The sequence below is a fragment of the Nonlabens dokdonensis DSW-6 genome (assembly GCF_000332115.1).
Classification (GTDB): domain Bacteria; phylum Bacteroidota; class Bacteroidia; order Flavobacteriales; family Flavobacteriaceae; genus Nonlabens; species Nonlabens dokdonensis.
In genome coordinates, this window is record NC_020156.1 from 85,665 (window position 1) to 102,238 (window position 16,574).

At 34.2% G+C, this 16,574-nt stretch carries 19 protein-coding genes and 1 pseudogene; 11 read left to right on the top strand and 9 right to left on the bottom strand.

Translation table 11 applies throughout. The annotated features are described in order from the left end of the window. Positions 1-30: 30 nt before the first annotated feature. The 4 genes from DDD_RS00430 to DDD_RS00450 all read right to left on the bottom strand — a co-directional run bounded on the left by DDD_RS00430 (position 31) and on the right by DDD_RS00450 (position 4,086). A complete protein-coding gene (locus DDD_RS00430; protein WP_015360714.1) occupies positions 31-1,044 on the bottom strand; it encodes a glycosyltransferase family 4 protein in 1,014 nt (337 codons plus the stop codon). After that, entirely contained in the window at positions 1,044-2,417 is a 1,374-nt protein-coding gene (locus tag DDD_RS00435) for an O-antigen ligase family protein (protein WP_015360715.1), read from the bottom strand. Before DDD_RS00435 ends, DDD_RS00430 begins: the two co-directional genes overlap by 1 nt. Before the next feature lie 84 nt (positions 2,418-2,501). Further along, on the bottom strand, positions 2,502-2,828 hold the full coding sequence (locus tag DDD_RS00440) for a MerR family transcriptional regulator (protein ID WP_041566809.1): 327 nt from the start codon (positions 2,826-2,828) through the stop codon (positions 2,502-2,504). Positions 2,829-3,105: 277 nt separating this feature from the next. After that, complete coding sequence (locus DDD_RS00450) at positions 3,106-4,086, bottom strand: M23 family metallopeptidase (RefSeq protein WP_015360718.1); 981 nt, start codon at positions 4,084-4,086, stop codon at positions 3,106-3,108. Positions 4,087-4,241: 155 nt separating this feature from the next. Between DDD_RS00450 and alaS the strand changes: the two genes are divergently transcribed. The 6 genes from alaS (at position 4,242) to DDD_RS00480 (ending at position 9,273) form a co-directional block, all read left to right on the top strand. Continuing rightward, positions 4,242-6,866 (top strand): alanine--tRNA ligase, encoded by a 2,625-nt coding sequence (gene alaS / locus DDD_RS00455; RefSeq protein ID WP_041567261.1) that lies wholly within the window; start codon positions 4,242-4,244, stop codon positions 6,864-6,866. 36 nt (positions 6,867-6,902) lie between these two features. After that, positions 6,903-7,271 carry a hypothetical protein gene (locus DDD_RS00460; RefSeq protein ID WP_015360720.1) on the top strand — a complete coding sequence of 123 codons (369 nt, stop codon included), beginning with the start codon at positions 6,903-6,905 and terminating at the stop codon, positions 7,269-7,271. A gap of 311 nt (positions 7,272-7,582) precedes the next feature. Then, positions 7,583-7,795: a hypothetical protein gene (locus DDD_RS00465; protein WP_041566810.1), complete on the top strand. Its 213-nt coding sequence runs from the start codon at positions 7,583-7,585 to the stop codon at positions 7,793-7,795. Between the two features lie 90 nt (positions 7,796-7,885). Beyond that, positions 7,886-8,656: a Fic family protein gene (locus DDD_RS00470; protein WP_015360723.1), complete on the top strand. Its 771-nt coding sequence runs from the start codon at positions 7,886-7,888 to the stop codon at positions 8,654-8,656. A 30-nt stretch (positions 8,657-8,686) separates the two neighbouring features. Next, positions 8,687-8,977 (top strand): hypothetical protein, encoded by a 291-nt coding sequence (locus tag DDD_RS00475; protein ID WP_015360724.1) that lies wholly within the window; start codon positions 8,687-8,689, stop codon positions 8,975-8,977. 5 nt (positions 8,978-8,982) lie between these two features. After that, the gene (locus DDD_RS00480; RefSeq protein WP_015360725.1) at positions 8,983-9,273 is read left to right on the top strand and encodes a hypothetical protein; all 291 of its coding nucleotides are present in this window, start codon (positions 8,983-8,985) and stop codon (positions 9,271-9,273) included. A 28-nt stretch (positions 9,274-9,301) separates the two neighbouring features. On the opposite strand, the gene DDD_RS00485 is transcribed toward DDD_RS00480, so the two are convergent. Continuing rightward, positions 9,302-10,138 (bottom strand): formate/nitrite transporter family protein, encoded by an 837-nt coding sequence (locus DDD_RS00485; RefSeq protein ID WP_015360726.1) that lies wholly within the window; start codon positions 10,136-10,138, stop codon positions 9,302-9,304. Positions 10,139-10,309: 171 nt separating this feature from the next. On the opposite strand from DDD_RS00485, the gene DDD_RS00490 reads away from it, so the two are divergent. Beyond that, positions 10,310-11,227 (top strand): GSCFA domain-containing protein, encoded by a 918-nt coding sequence (locus DDD_RS00490; RefSeq protein WP_015360727.1) that lies wholly within the window; start codon positions 10,310-10,312, stop codon positions 11,225-11,227. 165 nt (positions 11,228-11,392) lie between these two features. Next, positions 11,393-11,847: pseudogene (locus DDD_RS18170) on the top strand (DUF4230 domain-containing protein). Position 11,848: 1 nt separating this feature from the next. Here the strand turns inward: DDD_RS18170 and DDD_RS00500 are convergent. Next, on the bottom strand, positions 11,849-12,190 hold the full coding sequence (locus DDD_RS00500) for a hypothetical protein (RefSeq protein WP_015360730.1): 342 nt from the start codon (positions 12,188-12,190) through the stop codon (positions 11,849-11,851). Between the two features lie 144 nt (positions 12,191-12,334). On the opposite strand from DDD_RS00500, the gene DDD_RS00505 reads away from it, so the two are divergent. Next, entirely contained in the window at positions 12,335-13,045 is a 711-nt protein-coding gene (locus DDD_RS00505) for a DUF6498-containing protein (protein ID WP_015360731.1), read from the top strand. Positions 13,046-13,120: 75 nt separating this feature from the next. On the opposite strand, the gene DDD_RS00510 is transcribed toward DDD_RS00505, so the two are convergent. Genes DDD_RS00510 through DDD_RS00520 form a run of 3 tightly spaced genes read right to left on the bottom strand, consistent with a single transcriptional unit; the run spans position 13,121 to position 14,691 of the window. Continuing rightward, complete coding sequence (locus DDD_RS00510) at positions 13,121-13,591, bottom strand: hypothetical protein (RefSeq protein WP_015360732.1); 471 nt, start codon at positions 13,589-13,591, stop codon at positions 13,121-13,123. Continuing rightward, positions 13,588-14,112 (bottom strand): hypothetical protein, encoded by a 525-nt coding sequence (locus DDD_RS00515; RefSeq protein WP_015360733.1) that lies wholly within the window; start codon positions 14,110-14,112, stop codon positions 13,588-13,590. The genes DDD_RS00510 and DDD_RS00515 overlap by 4 nt, the downstream gene beginning before the upstream one ends. Positions 14,113-14,142: 30 nt before the next feature. Then, on the bottom strand, positions 14,143-14,691 hold the full coding sequence (locus tag DDD_RS00520; RefSeq protein ID WP_015360734.1) for an RNA polymerase sigma factor: 549 nt from the start codon (positions 14,689-14,691) through the stop codon (positions 14,143-14,145). Between the two features lie 115 nt (positions 14,692-14,806). Between DDD_RS00520 and DDD_RS00525 the strand changes: the two genes are divergently transcribed. Together DDD_RS00525 and DDD_RS00530 are read left to right on the top strand one after the other, a co-directional pair. Continuing rightward, positions 14,807-15,541 carry a Bax inhibitor-1/YccA family protein gene (locus DDD_RS00525; protein ID WP_015360735.1) on the top strand — a complete coding sequence of 245 codons (735 nt, stop codon included), beginning with the start codon at positions 14,807-14,809 and terminating at the stop codon, positions 15,539-15,541. A 4-nt stretch (positions 15,542-15,545) separates the two neighbouring features. Continuing rightward, positions 15,546-16,391, top strand: coding sequence for a zinc-dependent peptidase (locus DDD_RS00530; protein WP_052329246.1), 846 nt, complete (start codon positions 15,546-15,548; stop codon positions 16,389-16,391). The last annotated feature ends 183 nt before the right edge of the window (positions 16,392-16,574 follow it).

A 16,574-nucleotide genomic window follows, 5' to 3' on the forward strand; every position in this document is an offset into this window, starting at 1 on the left:
GAATTTAATTTAAAACCGTAAATATACACCTTAAGATTGGAGTAAGCCGTTCCATTGCTGTCGAACTAGACTCCAAGAATAAAAAGTTGCAGTTTCTCTAGCGTTATTTGTAATCTGCTGATAATGTGATGGCTGTTCAATCAAGTCGTTAATCGCAGTCACCATTTCTGACACATTGTTATCTGGAATTAACTTACCGTTTTTATCATTTTCTATCAAATATGAAATCCCTCCTACATCTGTAGACACTACTGGTAAGCCTAATGCCATTGCTTCAATTAAGCTCACTGGTAAATTATCAAAACGAGTGGTATTGATAAAAATATTATGATTTTTACTGAGTTCGATCCATTGACTTTTAGACAACAATCCTGTAAAATCAATTTGCAACTGTAAGATTTCCGCTAACATTTTACATTTTTCTAGCGATCCATCTTTTTCTGGACCGACCATAGTAAGTGTCGCTTCTGGGTATTTTTCTTTGATGAGTTTGAAAACTTTTATCGCCATTTCTGGGTTGTAAATTTGAGCAAATGACCTCACCCATAACAACTTTGGAGTTTTTATTTCCCTCCTTTGATATGGATAGTTTTCTAGCTCAATAAAGTTGTTGATCTTAGTAAGGTTGTGGTATCCCGCTTTCGCGAAAGCGGAAATCAAATAATCACTAGGACTTACTACTTGATAAGCGTTTTTTAGGTATGCATTTAGTGCTTTAGGGTTTTTGATGATCCTTTTTGGTAAATCGCCTCCATGAAGAATTGGTATGTACTTGATTTTTAAACTTCGGCAAATGCGTGAGATAGTAATCGCGTACCAAAAGTTTTTTGTACTGTAAGTATCAATAAGCATCACATGCGCCCAATTCCTATTAACATAAGTCATGCGCATCATGTGTAACATGCGCCTACTTATATTTTTTATTGAAGAAGCATACCTTAAATTAAATCCTTCCTTTTGTAAAAGCGGTCCAAGTGTATCAATCGTAGTTGCTGTCCTGCCTTGTGACGCTAACTTATTACCTATGTAAAGAATATTTTTCATCAAAGAGTAGCTAGTTCTGGCAACTTTTTTTCTGAAATTTGTTTCTTTTTCAGCTTGGGCTTTACAACATAAAGCAGTGCCATTCCATAGAAAAACGCTGGTGCAGCAATACGCATGGCACTATGATTAATCGTTGCGATCCAAAAAATTAAAAAGGCGTAAAAGTAAACGTTTCCTTTGTGAGATAGTCGAAATATGAGTGGCGTGATGATCAATACTAATAAAGATAAAATACCAATGCTTCCATGTTCTGATAGCAACCTACTCGTTTCATTATGAGATGCCGCGACAATACCGTCTTTTTTGGCTCTATAATATTTAACCATTCCTGCACCTATTCCACCGATAGGGTTTTCTAAAAATGCCTCTAGTTCAATAGTAATCAGCTCTGCTCTACCGGTGGATAAATCTTCCTTTGCTCTACCGGCAGCATCTTCATTTGCATATCTTTTATCTATTAAACCACTTGTGGCTAGTGAGGTATAACCCCAAGCTAGTACTAATCCGACGGCGATAACGCTCAATTTAGGTATAAATGCAAATCTAAACTCAGATCTTCTCAAAAAGAACAAGGTAAATATTACCGCAGCAATCATCAAAAAGGCGGTTAAAACACCACCACGCGAAAAAGTTACCCAACCACGATAAGTGAAAGCAAGGAATAAAATTATATCAAGAATATTTAAGCGCAAACTCTTGATTCGCAAGAATCTAATAAAGCAAATAAACATTCCTATTCCTAGTGCGGTGGCAACTTGATTAGGACCATAACCACCAGAAGTTGCATAGTTAGAAGCCGTATTTGTTACCACATCTCTAATATCTGGTGTGACAACAAATAAGTAAAAGCATAACATCACCAGAGGTCCAACAGATAGTTTTAATATTTCTTCTAAGCGAGTAGCTGTTATTCTCCTTTGAAAACAATACAAAGCAACGACACCTAGTGTTACCGGACCACTTAGATTAAAAGCAACAGCTTTTCTCAAGGACTCATCTATAGGAATATTTTGTGACGCTATTACAATACTGGGGACAAGTAGTAAAAGGTAGAATACAAAAGGAATCGATTTTAACGAAAATCCACGTAATGCCAGGCCAGCGACCATAAAAATGATGACTAAATATTTAATCATCTCATAGAATAACATGGCGTTATTCATTCTTAAAAAGACCTCTAGACAAGAAAGATAACAGGCTGCAAGAATGACCTCATTATTTTTGTTGGCACTCGTAAGTAGCCGCAATACAAAATATACAATCGCAGCATAAAAGAAAATCTTAACTAAAAAGGGAACTGCGATCATGAAAATGGTGATCACAATATGTCCTGCAATTATAAAAGTATAAGGAAGCTTCTCAAATTTGATCATTAAAATCGCAGTAATTAGATAGAATACTCAAGAAATACAAATCTACTGTTTTACCTTTATTAGACAGCCATGAACGAGAAGTAATTACAACTGTGATTTAATCTTAAGCAATTCTGTTTTTACAAATTCTAACTTGCTTATGATCTCTATAGTATTGAGTTCCTTTTTATGGTTTTTCATATAATCTCTAGCTCCTTCTAGTGTAAAACCTTTTTCTTTTACCAGATGGTAGATGGTTTTAAGGTTTTTTACATCTTCTTTAGAGAACTTGCGATTACCTCGGGAGTTTTTTTTAGGTTGTAAAACATCAAATTCCTTTTCCCAAAAACGCACCAAAGAAGCATTTACTTGAAACGCTTTTGTTACTTCTCCCATAGAGTAGTACAGTTTTTCAGGAAGTTCTATATGCATAGTTAGGTTATTTAAGATAAAGCTCTTTAAAGTACTTAAAGCGTGTACCTGGCAAAGCTAATTTCCAAATGCTTGATTCTGAAATAATATTTCTAGAGGCTAGTTTTTTGCCATCTGTATAAGTTCTATAGACAAAAGCATAAAATAATAGACTAAATACTAGCACACTATTATCTATCATCATCATTTTATTACAAAAAATTATAATTCCTAAAGGTGTTAAAATTATGATATAAAAAAACAATAAATTTTTCAGACCCATAAAACTTTATATTTATTAATCTAATGAAATATTCTCCTCTTGAGATTTTTTCAATAAAGCATTAAACTCTTGTGGGCTCAAGTTACCATAATAAAAGTTTATAGGATTAATGCGTTGCTCATCCTTGAAAACTTCATAGTGCAAATGCGGTGCTTGAGATCTACCAGTGCTTCCTACATAACCTATTATATCGCCACGTTTTACTTTTTGACCTGGTCGTACGTTGTATGGTTTAACGCTACGTAAATGTGCATAAAGCGACACGTAACCAAAACCATGATCAATTCTAATATGGTTACCATATCCAGAACTATTGGCATCTGCTCGCTCCACTACTCCATCTCCAGTTGCAAAAACTGGTGTTCCTCTAGGAGCTGTAAAATCCATACCGTAGTGAAACTTTCTAGTTTTATTGAAAGGATCAGTACGATAACCATAACCACTCGCCATGCGCGTTAAATCTTGATTACGCACTGGTTGTATCGCAGGAATAGAAGACAGTAGTTTCTCTTTATCTTCAGCGAGTGTCGCTATCTCTTCAAGAGATTCTGACTGGATCGCAGTTCTTTTTTTAAGCTTATCAATAGATTCTTTGAGTGATATGATTTTTTTTGCGCTAGGCTGTCCTTCAAATTCCTTATAGCGATTCACACCACCAAAACCAGCCTGACGCTGCTCAGCAGGAATAGGATTTGCATCAAAGTAAATTCTATAAATAGTGTTATCTCTTTCTTCTACATTCTCGATTACGGCACTCAATTGATTTACATCTTGCTGCATTTCATCCAGACGCAATTCTAGATACTCCACCTTACCTTTTGCTTTTCTTAATTGCGGAGATTCTAAAAACCTATCGGCAAACAAAAAGCAAACTAGGCCAAAACAAAAACTTGCCACTAAAAAGAGTAGACTTCTAAAAAAAACTCTCCTTTTTTTAGTCTCTATCTTTCTATAAGAAAGTGTTTCAGAATCGTAGTAGTACTTGACCTTTGACATACGGTTTATTATGCTATTTTTGTGCTGCTTTTAAGAACGGAATATAATATTAAAAGTTGTTTCTGGATCTCGCTTTCGCGAAAGCGGAATCCTTAAAAAACATTATTCCTCTAAGCAAAAATAAGAAAATTGAATTAACCGCTAGTGTAGCCAGAATGAAGTCAAAACAAATACGTCAAACATTTTTAGATTTTTTTGAAAACAAAAAACACCAAATCGTTGCTAGCGCTCCTATGGTGATCAAAAACGATCCTACGTTAATGTTTACTAACGCTGGTATGAACCAGTTTAAAGAATATTTTTTAGGCAATTCAGATCCTAAAAACAACCGCGTTGCAGATTCTCAAAAATGCCTGCGTGTAAGCGGTAAACATAACGACCTAGAAGAAGTAGGTGTTGATACCTATCACCACACGATGTTTGAGATGTTGGGGAACTGGAGTTTTGGCGATTATTTTAAAAAAGAAGCGATTGCATGGGCTTGGGAATTACTCACCGAAGTTTACGGTATCGACAAAGACTGTTTATATGTGACGATTTTTGAAGGTGATAAAAGTGAAAATCTAAATCGAGATACCGAAGCTTACGACTACTGGAAAGAACTGATTGCTGAAGACCGTATTTTAAACGGTAATAAAGCAGATAACTTTTGGGAAATGGGCGCACAAGGTCCTTGTGGACCATGTTCTGAAATTCACGTAGATATACGAAGTGACGAAGAAAAAGCAAAGGTAGATGGCGCTACATTAGTAAACATGGACCATCCACAAGTAGTGGAAATCTGGAACCTTGTTTTCATGCAGTACAACCGCATGGCAGACGGAAATTTAAAAAACCTTCCTGCACAGCATGTGGATACAGGAATGGGCTTTGAGCGTCTTGCTATGGTATTGCAAAACGTGCAATCTAATTATGATACTGATGTTTTCACGCCTTTAATAAGAGAAATTGAAACCATAACTGGTCATTCTTATGGAAAAACAGAACAAGAAGACATAGCAATAAGAGTAATTGCTGATCATCTTAGAGCAGTATCCTTCTCCATTGCCGATGGGCAATTACCTTCAAACAATGGTGCTGGATATGTGATACGTATGATTTTGCGTCGTGCCATACGTTATGGATTTACTTATTTGGGTAAAAAAGAACCATTTATCTATCAGCTAGTAAATACTTTATCTAAGCAAATGGGTGACGCATTCCCAGAGCTGAAATCACAAAAGAATCTTATTCTAAACGTAATTAAAGAAGAAGAAGCCTCTTTTTTAAGAACTCTAGAAAATGGACTTGCTCTTCTTGATTCTATGGTTGCAAGCATGAAAAATGATGGAGTGACTGTTCTTGACGGTAAAAAGGCCTTTGAATTAAATGACACTTATGGTTTCCCTAAAGAGCTGACTCGTTTGATTTTAAGCGAGCATGGTCTTCAGATGGATGAAGACGGTTTTGCAAAAGCTCTTAAGAAACAACAAGAAGGATCTAGAAAAGCTAGCGCGACTGAAACTAGTGACTGGACAACTTTACGAGAAGATGACACTCAAGAATTTGTAGGTTATGACAGACTTTCTGGTGACGTACGTATTTCAAAATATAGAAAAGTAGTAAGTAAAAAAGACGGTGAATTATATCAAATAGTCTTTAATATGACTCCGTTTTATGGAGAAAGCGGTGGACAGACAGGCGATAAAGGTTATATAGAAAGCGCTAGTGGAGACACGGTTTATATTATAGATACTAAAAAAGAAAATGGGCAAACTGTTCATCTAACTAAGAACCTTCCTAAAGAACTTGATGGTCCTTTTAAAGTAACAGTAGATGCTCATCAACGAGCACGTACTGCGGCAAATCATACGGCTACGCACCTACTTCATCAAGCATTACGTAAAATTTTGGGTACTCATGTAGAGCAAAAAGGATCTATGGTGAGAAGTGCCAGTTTGCGATTTGACTTCTCTCATTTTTCTAAGGTAACAAAAGAAGAGCTCGTAGAAATTGAGAACTTTGTTAATGCTCGTATCAGGGAACAATTGCCGCTAGAGGAAAATAGAAACAACACCTATGATCAAGCTATTGCTGAAGGCGCGATTGGACTTTTTGGCGAGAAATATGGCGACGTAGTTCGTACTATTAAATTTGGTGAAAGTCAGGAACTTTGTGGAGGAACTCACGTAAAAAACACAGCCGACATTTGGCATTTTAAAATTACAAACGAGACTGCAGTAGCTTCTGGAATACGACGTATTGAAGCAATTACGAGCGACGCAGTAAAAGATTTCTTTGCAGAGCAATCTAAAAGCTTTGAAGAAATTAAAGAAATTTTAAAAAATCCTACAAAAAGCCCAGCAGAATCTATTGCAGCTCTTCAAGAGGAAAACAATGCTCTTAAAAAGGAAATAGAACAACTCAAAAAGGCTAAAGCTGGAAACCTTAAAGGTGATTTAATAGACAGTACTCAATTGATTAATGGAGTGAATTTTATTTCATCCAAAACAGATTTAGATACAAAATCAGTTAAAGAACTTGCTTTTGACATAGAACGAGATATGGAAAACTTGTTTTTAATTATAGGAGCAGAAAATGATGGCAAAGCTACACTTACCGTGATTTTAAGTAAAAACTTGATCGAGGAAAAGAATCTGAATGCTGGTAGCATTGTAAGAGAATTAGGTAAACACATTCAAGGTGGCGGCGGTGGCCAGCCTCACTTTGCAACTGCTGGTGGAAAAAATGCTGCTGGAATTGATGCTGCGCTTGTTGCGGCTGAGGAAATGATTAAATAATTTGTTGATTTGTTGATTTGTTGATTGAAAATAAATATGAAAGAAGTAGAAATAGCTTATAGAATATCTAAAAAGGAGTTTGTCAGTTACCGAATGAGACAATTCTTTAAAAAACGAGGTCCAATTTATTTGTTGTTCATTATTGTGATTGCTGGAGTGACAATTTTACCAGATTTATTTATTGAGGATCAACAGTTTAGCCTTGATGATTTCTCGTTAATTTCATTTTTGCCATTAATCATTTTTCCAATAATTATGATTTTCGCAATTTGGTTTGCATTGCGTAAGGCATATAATAATACTAAAGGAATTGATCAAGAGATGCACATTAAGATGAATGATGAAGGTTATTTTGGTAAAACTCAAATAGCTGAAACATCAATGCAATGGGCAGCAATTTTATAATTAGATAAAAAGAGCGATATGTTAGATATTTACTTTAGTAAACTTCAATTTGCCTCTGTACCTATGCGATTTATCAACACTTCACAACTTGCTACATTAAAAATAATACTTAATGAAAATCACGTGAAGAACAATTTGTAAAACTTAACTTCAAGACATAACCTATAATTATTAAAAATCTAAAACAAATTCTTGAAGAATTAAACATTACAGCTAGTAATGAAGAACTTGTAGTCCATGAACAAGCGGTAATTGTTTATTTTAATTATAACTTAAACTCCCTAGATCCATTCTACAGTTTAGTTGATAAATTGAGAACTTGTATAGAAAATCATAATTTAGGAGAATATGATGGCCATGAGATGGCAATGGATCAAAGTGATGGCTCCATCTATATGTATAGTAAAGATGCAGTAGCACTTTTTAATGGTGTTCAAACTATTTTACGTAAAAAGGATTTCTTGAAAGATGCTGAGGTTATTATTAGAACTGATAATAATCATGTTAATCGTATTATTCTATAAGTTTAATTATAAGAATAATTACATACTTAGCAATTATCAAATAATGTTATAACTAACTTAAATATTATTTTTAGACCAGTAACCTATAGAATGAGAATCACCAATCAAAAATATCTAGAAACTTATAGCAAATCTATCGATGGTGACATTGATAAATTACTAAAAGAAAATGACAGCCGTCAGGAAGATATTCAGTTGGATTTTAGGGTGAAAACTTCTGCTGTATATTCAGCAAACATTGAGGGAAATTCTGTAGACTTAAATTCTTATCTCAATTCGGAAGTGGCGAAAGAAGCGTTTAAGCCCAGACAAGAAATTGAAGAAATAAAAGATTTGGTAAATGCTTATACCTATGCTATCAGAAACACGCTCAACCAAAGTAATCTTCTAAATGCACATAAGCTATTGTCAAAAAGCCTTTTGATTACAGATAAACAAGGTTCTTACAGAACGGACCGAATGGGCGTGTATGACAATTCAGGACTAGTATATCTTGCATTAGAACCAGAAAAACTACACAATGAAATTGATATATTTTTCGAAGATTTATCGCTACTCGTCAAGAAAAATATATCCATTACAGAAACTTTTTATCATGCATCGTTAATTCATCTTAAATTTGCACAAATTCATCCGTTTTGGGATGGTAACGGTAGGACAGCGCGCTTACTAGAAAAATGGTTTCTTGCTGAAAAACTTGGAGAAAAGGCTTGGAAAATTGAATCAGAACAATTCTATAAGAAAAATATCAGCTCGTACTATAATAATATCAATTTAGGAATGGACTATCATTCGTTGAACTATGATCGTTGTTTACCATTTTTACGTTTACTTATTGATTCTATTAAAAATAAACTGTAACATTTCCCTTACAAAAGCTACTCATATATTATGGGAGTAGCAACTAAACATTTACTTGACAAAATAGACCGTATACGTGCAAGAGGCGATCAACGTCGTGCAGATCGTATTACAGATGCTCGTACAGGCTCCATTGCTACGTATCAACCAGCAACAAAGAAACGTGTTTTCACAGCCGAACAAGTGGAGAAAGCTAAAGCACAATTTAGAAACAACCTTAAAAAAGATAGATGGAATGCTTTTAAAAGGATTCTGTTTGTATTTGTTATTCTGCCTGTTTGTCTTTGGTTGTTTATAGAACTTTTAAACTATTTCAATTAAAACCTATGAGTTTTGGCGGTTCAGTACAAGGAATGATTACAGCGATGAAGAATAATGCAGCGCTTAAAAAGTCCCGAAAGAAATTCAAAGGACTGGATGGAGCGACTGGAATCTATAAAAAAGGCACAAGAAAAGAATCCTTTACACCAGAACAAATTCAAGCCGCTAAAGACGCTTTTCAAATCGAAGTTAAAAGAGAAAAAAGAAAAACCTGGCTTACCCTATTTCTTACTTTGATCGCGGTACCATTAGTTCTTTGGGCACTTGTGGAACTATATCTTTTTACATTTAATTAATCCCAAATTAAAGTCTAAAAAATAATCCTTATTCCTTTGAATCAGAATTGTTTGCTAAAAAAGCTCCGTATTTTAATATAGCAACAAATACAACTCCACCTAATGCATTACCTAATAAAGAAGTCCCTTGGAAGGTCAGGTAATCTATAAACGTAATTTCATCTGTTACAAGAAAACCAGCAAACACTTCAATGCTTCCCACTATACTGTGGTGTAATCCTGCTAGGGCGATTATAAAAGTGATGACGTAAATGACTAAAATTTTTCCTGTCACTCGATGCGTAGAAGTAATGATCCAAGATAACAATGCCATTAACCAGCCAGCTAAAACGGAACTCGCTAAGATGACTTCCCTAGAAAAATGATTCACGTGTTCGGCTAGGTTTTTTATTCCAGAGTTTGTAATAATATCCAGCTCAGGACCTATCCAGACTAAGAAAGCGCCGATTAAATAACCACCTACTAGATTTCCTAGAATTACAGTTCCCCACAGGCCCATTAGGTCAGAGAACGTTTTTTTTCCTCCTAGAACAGGCAACGTTAGAAGCGAGGTTTGCTCTGTAAAAAGAACCGACTTTCCTAAAACTACTAATATAAATCCTAGCGGATAAACAAAAGCAGCCAGATACGGAATAAACTCCTTCTCTACTTTACCATCAAAAAGACTGTAGACAATAACAACCACTAAAAAACTAAACCCTATTTCTAGACCAGCCATAAAACTGCTTAGAAAAGTAGAAAGTCTGTTTTTCTTATATGTGTCAAGACCTTCGCAAAGTTGTTTTACCAGAATATCGTCTTGATCTTCTACCTCTTCTTTTTCTGATTTAGTCTCAATTACTTCTTCTACATTTTTATCTTCCATTATTATTTCAAATATGAGCAGTGGCCATAAAGACAATACGACTCAATTACCAACTAAAGATAAATAGTCTTAAACTAGATATATTAATCGTTAAGATTCATTTATGTTTATTTGTTGCAAATTGTTGTGGCACTTTAACGTTGTACCTTTATAAAAATATTGAAAACCATAATGAAATTAAGTACCGTCATTCCTTTAGCTCTCATAACCTCACCTATAGATTACAATTCTAAAGTGGTGCTTCTAGGCAGCTGTTTTACAGAAAATATAGGTGCTAAATTATCTTATTTTGGATTTCACACAACTGTTAATCCGTTCGGGATTATTTTTAACTCTAGTAGCTTGAAAATACTGGTAGATCGCGCTATAAATAAAGTAGCTTTTACTGCAAATGATTGCACTCAACATTTCTGTTATCTCGCGCATTCTGACTTGAATGATAGCGACATTACTCAGCTTCTCGATAAGTTAAATAACGCACGCTTATCTCTAGAAAATTCTCTTCATGAAGCAACACATTTATTTATTACATTAGGAACCGCTTGGGTTTACCGACATGTAGAAAGGAATATCATTGTAGCTAATTGTCATAAACAACCACAAAAAGAGTTCAAAAAAGAACTACTTCCCATTGAAGTGATTTCTTCAGATCTAGACCAAATTACGACACTAGTAAGGTCTATAAATAAAAATATTTCTATCAATTTTACTTTGTCACCGGTACGACATATTAAAGATGGTTTTATAGAAAACCAGCGTAGTAAATCTCGGTTGCACGAGGCGATTCAATCACATGTGGAGAAAACCACGTCTCAATATTTTCCTGCTTATGAAATTGCGATGGATGAACTAAGAGACTATCGTTTCTATAAGCGTGATATGGTTCATTTAAACGATGTAGGAATAGATTTTATTTGGTCTCGCTTTCGCGAAAGCGGTATCAACACAAACACCGTAACACAACAAAAAGCAGTAGAAAAATACAGAAAACTGATTGAACATAAGCCTACCAACCATCAAGCTCATGAATTTCAGGTGCAAAAAATGAAAGAAGAATTATTACGTAAGTTTCCTAAAACACATCTGTAAATGAAAGATATTTTTAAATATGTTATAAGTGGACTTATCGCAGTTTTGATTTTCTATTCCATCACATCTTTAATGGAAAGCAATAAAGAAAAAGAACAACTTCTTGCAGAAACGGCGCTGATTGAAAAGGAGATTAAAAACGTAAGCAAACTCGTGGTTACAGAAATGAAATATGCCAAGGTCTACACTTATGAAAGTACCAAATCGTACGGCTGGGATTTCTTTTCTAGTCAAAAAAGTGCGCTTCTTGTGTCTAATGCTACGGCACAAATTTCGTATAACTTAAAAAAGTTGAAGTACGAGGTTAATCCTCAAAACAAAACGATTACTTTACTCTACCTAAACCAGAGCTTCTTATAGATCCTAATATAAGTTTCTATAAAATGGATAATGGCTTAGTAAATAGATTTGAAGGCAGCGATTACAATAAGATTAAACGTAAAATACGATCTGATCTCAAAGGTCAAATTGAGAAAGATGATGTCATGAAAAATGCTCAAAATAGATTGCTAACAGAATTGAGCAATATTTATATTTTGAGCACTAGTATGGGATGGAAACTGGTATATAATGAAACTGAAATTCAAAACACCGTAGACCTAGAAAAAGTACTGTTCTAGATTATTCTTCCATAATTTTATGTTTTACAGCAGCAGTTTTTTCAAATTCTGCTTCCAGTAATTGGTAATATTTATTAAATATTTCCTTTTTGATATTACAAGATTTGGCATTTTTTTCTAGTGCTGCTGTAAACTCTTCTGAAGTTATTTTTTTCTCCATGAAATCGTTTGTGAGTTGAGGACGTTCCATCTTACAAGAGGCGTAGTCATTATAAGCGGCAACATACTTCTTGTAAGTCTCACTGCTTGTTACAGGGTTGTCCGTATTTGCAACTTCTTTTTCTGCAGGTTGATTACAACTCGTTAATAAGATAAATGAAAATAATAATAGTAGATTTTTCATAATGACCAATTAGATATTGGATAAAAATAAACACTCCATCATTTTTAACAAAGCAGCTTGCCTACTTTTTGATAAATAAAATAAGACAGTTGCCCCATGGCATAAATTAGTCATCTAGTTTACTTTTGATTTATAAACTTACCTATGTGGAAATCTGTTTTATATCCCAATAAAGCCAACTCAAACATATACATAGCTGCGGCTTTTGTCTTGTTTCTATATTTTACTGGTGCTTTAAGTGCTATAGCTGTTTTGTTTGCCTACTTTCTAGAAACTATTATCATAGGTCTATTTATGGTTATCAAAATGAGTTTTATTACTTTTCATAGTGATGAACATAAAGGAAGTAACGTAGGTAAAATTTTATTCTTTTGCGTTCATTATGGAGGTTTTGTAGCTATACAATCCATTTTTGCTTTTACTTACTTAGAAATAGAAGGCTCTGTAAAGATAGGAAGCGGCTTTAATATTATTGAAAATTACCACTACGTACTTCAATTAGAAAACATATGGTTGCTTCTAGGACTTACTGTTTTCTCTCACTTATACAACTTAGTTACTGTATTCTTAAACGAAAAAAGATATAAGGATATAACTGCCTCTGAAATCATGGTTGCTCCTTATGTTAGGATTTTTGTACAGCAATTTGTAGTGATTCTTGCCGGCTTTTTTATGTTTTGGAGCAGTGAAGTCGCTGCTGTCTTACTGCTAGTTTTAATACGTACATTTGTAGATTGCTGTATTATTTCTATTAAGGATGGTAGTCCTTTATTAGAATGGCTCGTAAAACAAAAACGTCCTCCAGAAATTACAGAAGAGGCATTTAGAAAACAATTAAAGAACCTAAGCGAGTAAAGAACAAAACTATTACAAAGCAAAAACCCTTTTCTAAATTAATAAAAAAGGATTTTATCCAAATAAACTAAACCATTATTTTCTACGCTTGCGATCTCTATATTCCTTCATCATTTTACGCCTGAAGTCTACTTCGGCCTTTTTTAATTTAAGAAATCGCTTTGCGCCTATCACAGCGATAATTTCGTCGTGTTTGTAATCAATGTTAGTAGCACTTATTTTTTGATCCAAAGCTACCATTTGGTCTACATAGACTAGAGCTTCTTTTTCGGTCATCGTGTCAAAAGACTTTTCCATTTTTTTAACTAGCATCTTTTTTTCTCTCTCTAGTTTATTACGCTCCTCTTTGATAGAGTTGTAAAGTGGCCAAAACTTTTGCGCTTCTTCAGTTGAGAGGTCTAATTCTTTAGTGAGATGGGCAATTAAAAGAGATTTTATTTGACTTCTCATCTCTTCTTTACGGCTCTCTCTATCACTTTGATCTGGCGGCTGCGCTGTCATGTTTAATGAAAGTAAAGCACAAATAATTATAAATATATATTTCATTCTGTTAGTATTTGATCTAATGAACCATCTTCCATAAGATAGTCTAACAGTTCATTATCTGTTATTTCTTGTTCTATTTTTATATCGCTTAAAACACTATTGTCAGCAAATAGTATTTCAATAGATTCTTCATCTTGTAAAAAGTTAGACTGAGCTAGATACTCTATAATTTCTTGATCTTCAACATCAGCAAATGTTACCATATTACTTTGACTAGACGTGAACATCCCATTTAAAGCTATTACTCCTATAAATACAGCAGCAACAGCTAGTAAAGGATATGACCATTTCTTTGAACTACTTAAATCAGTTTGATTTAAAGGAATAACTTTAGGTTCTTCCTCTAGATGACTCATTAATTTATCTTCTAGTTTCTCAAAATAGTCTTCTGGAACTTTGAAACCAGCATGATTGTTTGACTCTTTTACTTCAACATTTTCTAATACACGATCAGTAAGTTGCTCCAAATAACCATCTGGTATTTGAAAACCTGCCTTATTATGTATATCATTCTTTCTCATATTCTTATGACTCTTAAAAAGCCATTTAGTTTAATGTTCTTTAATATAATTTTCAACTTTCTTAGCTGCGATATGATAGGTACTTTTAACTGCTCCTTCCGTAAGATCTAATATTTCTGCGATCTCTTTAAACTTCAAATCGTCATAATATCTTAAGTTGAATACTTCTCTTTGTCTATCCGGTAATTGGATTAAAGCCTTTTGTAAAGCCAGCTCTATTTCATCTCCAGTATAATAAACATCAGCTTCAAGTTTTTCTGTCAGGTGATCTTGTAATTCTTGAGATGACAACTGCAAATTCCGCGCCTTTCTATTTAAAAACGTCATACTTTCATTATAGGCGATTCTAAACATCCAAGTAGACAGTTTACTGTTGCCATTAAAGTTTTTAATACCCTTAAAAATCTTTATAAAAACGTTTTGTAGCACATCATCGGTATCGTCATGAACAAGCACTATTTTTCTTATTTGCCAGTAGAGTTGTTCCTTATTTTGAGATACTAAAATACGAAACCCTTGATTTGCTGTCGCATCATCAAGAATCAAAGATAGTATCTCATCATCAGGCGTGTTATTCATACAATTCTATGACAACTAATTTGTCAAAAAGTTTAATTGATTATAAAAATAATTTAAATGAATCGTTAACGTTAAACAAGTACATAATAATTATCTTTACTTTTTATTTAAAATTATGAATCAAGACAATTTTCCTCAATACGATCAACCGTTTGAAGCATTATCTACTGTTACAGATGATGTAAGGGCAGCTTTTTATAAAAAGACCTATGCTCATGTTGCAATAGCTGTTCTCTTATTTGTTGTAGTAGAAGGCCTGCTTTTACAAATAGAGCCTTTAGTAAATTTCATGTTTAGCCTTACGCAAGGTTGGACGTGGTTAATTGTACTTGGAATTTTCATGTGGGCCACAAGCTATGCCGAAAAAATGGCTCATAAATCACATGATCGTAACAAACAATACTTAGGCTTATTCCTTTGCGTAGTATCCTATGCAATAATTTTTATTCCATTAATCTCAATTGCGCTTCAATATCAAGAAGTATATGCAGGACAAGAGGACAGCAATTTATTAAGTCAGGCTGGTATTGTAACGATATCCCTTTTTGCAGCACTAAGCGCTGTTGTAATAGTGACTAAAAAAGATTTCTCTTTCTTAAGAAGCATCCTTGCTGTAGGTTTCATAATAGCTTTGGGTTTAATTATCGCAGGAATGATCTTTGGTTTTGATCTAGGCCTTTTCTTTAGTGGCGCTATGGTTGTCCTAGCTGCTGGATCTATTTTATATCAAACATCAAATCTTGTACATGAATACCATACAGATCAATATGTAGGAGCTGCAGTCGGTTTGTTCTCTTCATTGATGCTACTGTTCTGGTATATTTTACAAATATTCATGTCTCGCGATTAATTTATTGATTCACATATTAGTAGTTCAACCTAATTCTGAAACTTTTTGGGTGGCGCCCTATGTCATTGGTGCATTTCTTTTTGGGTTAATCATGGTTATCATCCACTTTATCTTGCGCAGCCTGCAGATAAGTCGTGATTTTCTATGGTATAGACAACTGTTGTCGCATCGCAAGTTACCGCTTTCGCGAAAGCGGATTCTAGAAAATTATCCTTTCTATAAACATCTAAATTCAAAATTTAAAAAAGAATTTGAGCATAGAGTGGCTACTTTTATTGATGCCAAACAATTCAAACATCGCTATGATGATCAAGTCACTGACGAACAAATTGTGCTCGTTTCTTGTGTGGCGTGTCGATTGACCTTCGGGAGACGCAATTATGCTTATCCACTGCTTAATGCTGTATTGTTTTTTCCTGAACCTTTTATGAGCCCTACTAATGAGGCGTTGCACAAAGGAGAATTTAATCCTACGGCAAAAGTTCTTGCGATTTCATGGCCGGACTTTAAAGAAGGTATGGATGTTACCACCGATAATTTACATCTAGGTTTACATGAATTTACCCACGTGATACATTTTGAAAGTAAACATAGTAGTAATGTAGATGCAACACGTTTCAAAAAATTTACTCAAGAAATACTGAGAGAACTCATGAAGCCAGAAGTAAGAGCAAAAGTAGATGCCACAAGATTTTTTAGAGACTACGCTTTTACTAATCAATATGAGTTTATGGCAGTACTTTCAGAGTACTACTTTGAATCTAACGAATTGTTTAAAAAAGAGTTTCCGGCTATTTATAAGCACCTGACTAAGGCGTTGCTTTATAAAAAAGAGTGGATCTTGAATTAATTCTTAAAAAATATCTGGGAATATGACTCGCCGATCCATGATAATTTGCTAATTCAAATTTCTGGTATGATGCTATAAAACTTCATAGCTTTAAGATGAAATAACCTCAGAGATTTTCCTAAGCCTAGAATTAATTCCACCCTTAAAAACAAAACCCCAAAGATTTTGAAAATCCTTGGGGCT

Bases quoted from the DNA above. Each gene is read 5' to 3' on its own strand.
- DDD_RS00520 (WP_015360734.1), bottom strand. From the start codon at position 14,691: ATGAATAACACGCCTGATGATGAGATACTATCTTTGATTCTTGATGAT.
- DDD_RS00510 (WP_015360732.1), bottom strand. From the start codon at position 13,591: ATGAAATATATATTTATAATTATTTGTGCTTTACTTTCATTAAACATG.
- DDD_RS00470 (WP_015360723.1), top strand. From the start codon at position 7,886: ATGAGAATCACCAATCAAAAATATCTAGAAACTTATAGCAAATCTATC.
- DDD_RS00460 (WP_015360720.1), top strand. From the start codon at position 6,903: ATGAAAGAAGTAGAAATAGCTTATAGAATATCTAAAAAGGAGTTTGTC.
- DDD_RS00475 (WP_015360724.1), top strand. From the start codon at position 8,687: ATGGGAGTAGCAACTAAACATTTACTTGACAAAATAGACCGTATACGT.
- DDD_RS00440 (WP_041566809.1), bottom strand. From the start codon at position 2,828: ATGCATATAGAACTTCCTGAAAAACTGTACTACTCTATGGGAGAAGTA.
- DDD_RS00480 (WP_015360725.1), top strand. From the start codon at position 8,983: ATGAGTTTTGGCGGTTCAGTACAAGGAATGATTACAGCGATGAAGAAT.
- alaS (WP_041567261.1), top strand. From the start codon at position 4,242: ATGAAGTCAAAACAAATACGTCAAACATTTTTAGATTTTTTTGAAAAC.
- DDD_RS00515 (WP_015360733.1), bottom strand. From the start codon at position 14,112: ATGAGAAAGAATGATATACATAATAAGGCAGGTTTTCAAATACCAGAT.
- DDD_RS00435 (WP_015360715.1), bottom strand. From the start codon at position 2,417: ATGATCAAATTTGAGAAGCTTCCTTATACTTTTATAATTGCAGGACAT.
- DDD_RS00485 (WP_015360726.1), bottom strand. From the start codon at position 10,138: ATGGAAGATAAAAATGTAGAAGAAGTAATTGAGACTAAATCAGAAAAA.
- DDD_RS00430 (WP_015360714.1), bottom strand. From the start codon at position 1,044: ATGAAAAATATTCTTTACATAGGTAATAAGTTAGCGTCACAAGGCAGG.
- DDD_RS00450 (WP_015360718.1), bottom strand. From the start codon at position 4,086: ATGTCAAAGGTCAAGTACTACTACGATTCTGAAACACTTTCTTATAGA.
- DDD_RS00500 (WP_015360730.1), bottom strand. From the start codon at position 12,190: ATGAAAAATCTACTATTATTATTTTCATTTATCTTATTAACGAGTTGT.
- DDD_RS00490 (WP_015360727.1), top strand. From the start codon at position 10,310: ATGAAATTAAGTACCGTCATTCCTTTAGCTCTCATAACCTCACCTATA.
- DDD_RS00505 (WP_015360731.1), top strand. From the start codon at position 12,335: ATGTGGAAATCTGTTTTATATCCCAATAAAGCCAACTCAAACATATAC.
- DDD_RS00525 (WP_015360735.1), top strand. From the start codon at position 14,807: ATGAATCAAGACAATTTTCCTCAATACGATCAACCGTTTGAAGCATTA.